The 3,669-nt window shown below is 45.8% G+C and carries 3 protein-coding genes; all 3 read left to right on the top strand.

The window, feature by feature from the left end:
• Window positions 1–262 precede the first annotated feature (262 nt).
• The 3 genes from IM509_RS11000 (at window position 263) to fba (ending at window position 3,273) form a co-directional block, all read left to right on the top strand.
• Window positions 263–763: a bifunctional nuclease family protein gene (locus tag IM509_RS11000; RefSeq protein WP_052275610.1), complete on the top strand. Its 501-nt coding sequence runs from the start codon at window positions 263–265 to the stop codon at window positions 761–763.
• 170 nt (window positions 764–933) lie between these two features.
• On the top strand, window positions 934–2,061 hold the full coding sequence (locus tag IM509_RS10995) for an aldo/keto reductase (protein ID WP_185237050.1): 1,128 nt from the start codon (window positions 934–936) through the stop codon (window positions 2,059–2,061).
• 132 nt (window positions 2,062–2,193) lie between these two features.
• Window positions 2,194–3,273, top strand: a complete 1,080-nt coding sequence (fba, locus tag IM509_RS10990; RefSeq protein ID WP_002744497.1) for a class II fructose-bisphosphate aldolase — start codon at window positions 2,194–2,196, stop codon at window positions 3,271–3,273.
• Window positions 3,274–3,669 lie beyond the last annotated feature (396 nt).

Raw genomic sequence — 3,669 nt, 5'->3', positions numbered from 1 at the left:
CTGAAATGGGGCGAAAGTCTGTGGACTCTGTGTAAGACAGTACATGGTTTTTTAACTGTGGTATGCGACGGTGGTGGAAGCAGAAACTTAAATCGTGAGGTTTAGGAATCGCCGCCCTAAAAGTGCGGCGAGGATGTCAATAAAGATGAGGCTAATCTCTGCCATCTTAGGGCATACTGTGAGTGTAACGAAGCACTATATTATTCAGGTTGCTTTCCCACTCCTTCCCTAGCTGAATCTCTATATTGGAGAAGCCATAGTCATGATCGAAATGAAAGTCGCTGGAATTGCCCTAGACGCTATCACTCGCAGTCCCATTGTACTACTCAAGGATGGTTCCGAGCGTCGCGCCCTACCTATCTACATCGGACAAGATCAGGCTAAGGCCATTATCACCGTCCTCGAACAACAAAAACCCCCTCGTCCCCTCACCCACGATTTGATCGCTAATATTTTTAAAGTTTGGGACATGGATTTAGAAAAGATTATCATCCATTCTCTCCAAGATAATACCTTTTATGCTGTTCTCTGTCTCCAGCGCGGCGAAGTCAAAAAAGAAATCGATTGTCGTCCCAGTGATGCGATCGCCATTGCTCTGCGTACCAACAGTCCTGTCTGGGTAATGGAAGAAGTGATCGCTTCCGCTTCTATTCCTGTCGATCGTGACGCGGATGAGCAGGAACGTCAAGCTTTTCGCAATTTCGTCTCCAATCTTAGCCCCTCAGACCTGATCCAACGTCACGGTGATTTTAGTGATCAGTGAACATTCAGGAGACAGGATTCAGGAGACGGTCGACGGTCGACAGGAGATTATTTTTATTTATTCTCCCCACTTCCCCATCACCCCATCACCCCATCACCCCCACACCCCATCCCCCAATACCTTCTAACTAACAACTGGTAACTGATAACTGATAACTGATAACTGAATCAATGCGTTATCGACGATTTGGCCGTACTAATTGGCAATTTTCGCTGTTTTCCCTGGGGACAATGCGCTGTTTGTCCTCAGAGTCGGTGTTTACTGCAACAGTCGATCGCGCCCTAGAATTGGGGATTAATCACCTAGAAACAGCCAGAGGTTACGGTAATAGCGAAGTTTTTCTCGGTCGCTACCTGCAGCGTCAAGGAGTGCGGGAGCGGGTTTATCTGACTACGAAATTGGTCCCCACTCCCGATCGCCAAACTATGGAAAAAGCGATCGCCGAATCCCTAGAACGATTACAATTAAATTACCTCGATTGTCTAGCAATTCACGGTATTAACACCCGCGAGCATTTAAACTGGATTAAAGACCCGCAAGGCTGCATGAAAGCCGTTTTTCTGGCCCAAGAAGCTGGAAAAATTGGTCATATTGGCTTTTCTACCCATGCACCCCTAGAAATTATTCTCGAGACGATCAATACAGATTTCTTCGCTTTTGTCAATATCCATTACTATTTTTTTTGGCAAAGACAGCAACCGGCGATCGCTTTAGCCCAAGCAAAGGACATGGGTGTGTTTATTATCTCCCCTGCTGATAAGGGAGGTAGTCTCCACAGATCTCCGAAAAAGCTAGAGGAATTATGCGCCCCTTTTTCACCCTTAGAGCTAAATTATCGCTTTTTATTGAGCGATCCGCGCATTACTACCCTCAGCGTCGGGGCAGCGATACCGGAGGAATTAGAGGCAATTATTAACGTATGCGAAGGAGATCAGCCCCTAGATGCGGCAGAAATTGCCGTTTTTAAGCGTTTAGAGGCACATTTAACCGATAAATTGGCTACAGATTTATGTAGCCAATGTTATCAATGTTTACCCTGTCCCGAAAATATTAATATCCCCGAAGTGTTGAGACTGCGGAATCTGGCAGTAGCTTACGAAATGACCGATTTTGGTCAGTATCGCTATCGAATGCTGGAAAATGCCGGTCATTGGTTCCCCGGACGCAAGGCCAATAATTGTACTGAATGCGGTGATTGTTTACCTCGCTGCCCGGAAAAATTGCCGATTCCCCGGCTGTTATTTGATACACACGAACTACTTAACGGTCCGCCGCGACGGAGATTGTGGTCATCTTAGGACGAAACTGGGAAAAATTTTTTTTGGGGATCGTCAAAGTGTAAAAACTATCTTAAGATTAACAGGTAAGAGAATTAACTTTCTTGAATTTAAAGAGACAAAAAACAAGAAATAGATTAAGGAGTAAAGGATATGGCACTCGTCCCCATGCGGTTATTGTTGGATCACGCGGCTGAGAACGGATATGGCATCCCCGCTTTTAACGTAAATAATATGGAGCAGATCCAAGCGATCATGCAAGCGGCGGCAGCCACCGATAGCCCCGTTATCCTGCAAGCTTCTCGCGGTGCGCGCAAATATGCAGGGGAAAACTTCCTGCGTCACCTGATCACCGCCGCGGTGGAAACCTATCCTCATATCCCCATCGTGATGCACCAAGATCACGGTAACGAACCCGCCACCTGCTACTCGGCGATCCGTAACGGTTTCACCAGTGTCATGATGGATGGTTCCTTAGAAGCGGATGCTAAAACTCCCGCCACCTACGAGTACAACGTTAACGTTACTGCTGAAGTAGTAAAAGTTGCTCACTCGATCGGTGCTAGTGTGGAAGGGGAACTCGGTTGTTTAGGTTCCCTAGAAACTGGTAAAGGAGAAGCGGAAGACGGCCACGGTTTTGAGGGAGAATTAGATCACTCGATGCTGTTAACCGATCCCGATGAAGCGGTGGATTTCGTCGAAAGAACTCAAGTAGATGCTTTAGCAGTAGCCATTGGTACTAGCCACGGCGCTTACAAATTTACCCGCAAACCCACCGGCGAAATTCTCGCTATTAGCCGTATTGAAGAAATTCATAACCGCTTACCCAATACTCACTTGGTTATGCACGGTTCTTCCTCGGTCCCCGAAGATCTCCTCGAATTAATCAACCAATTCGGTGGCGCTATCCCCGAAACCTACGGTGTTCCCGTGGAAGAAATCCAAAAAGGCATCAAGAGTGGTGTGCGTAAAATCAATATCGACACCGACTGCCGTTTAGCAATTACCGCCGCAGTTCGGGAAGCACTATTCAGCAACCCGAAAGAGTTTGATCCCCGTTTCTTCCTGAAACCCTCGATCACCTATATGCAGAAAGTTTGTGCCGATCGCTATCAACAATTTGGTACCGCCGGTAACGCCAGCAAAATCAAACAAATGTCCCTTGATGACTACGCAGCCAAATATGCTAAAGGGCAATTAACCCAAGTCAGCAAAAAAGTTGTGGCTGTCTAGTAGCTGAACAATTAAGCGATCGCTTAATGGCACCGATCTAGTAGAATTTTTTGGGGTAGTTAACCATAACTACCCTCTTTTTTATGGGAATGCCTTCAAGGGAAAGAGTTGTCAGATAAGAATCGATGGCTCTCTTGGGTTTGGTGGGTAAAATGTATTCTAAGATACAGTTCCGCCAGCGAGTGAGTGGGGTGCATCTCACATTTGCGGGAATACCGACAATCAGCAATTATCAGTGACTCTTAGATGATTACAAATATATACTTTGCACGGCTACAACTTGCATTTTTTACTCAAGGACAATAATATAGTTTAAGAGTCATAATTAGAAGCAAAGCACTCATTAAAAACATGATTAACCTAGAATTCACGGAAGAAGAAAAGAACTCACTGTAT

Origin of the sequence: Microcystis sp. M31BS1, assembly GCF_020245285.1 — a bacterium.
Taxonomy (GTDB): domain Bacteria; phylum Cyanobacteriota; class Cyanobacteriia; order Cyanobacteriales; family Microcystaceae; genus Microcystis; species Microcystis panniformis.
The sequence above is the reverse complement of the archived record's forward strand: the minus strand, read 5'-3'. Positions and strand labels throughout refer to the sequence as shown.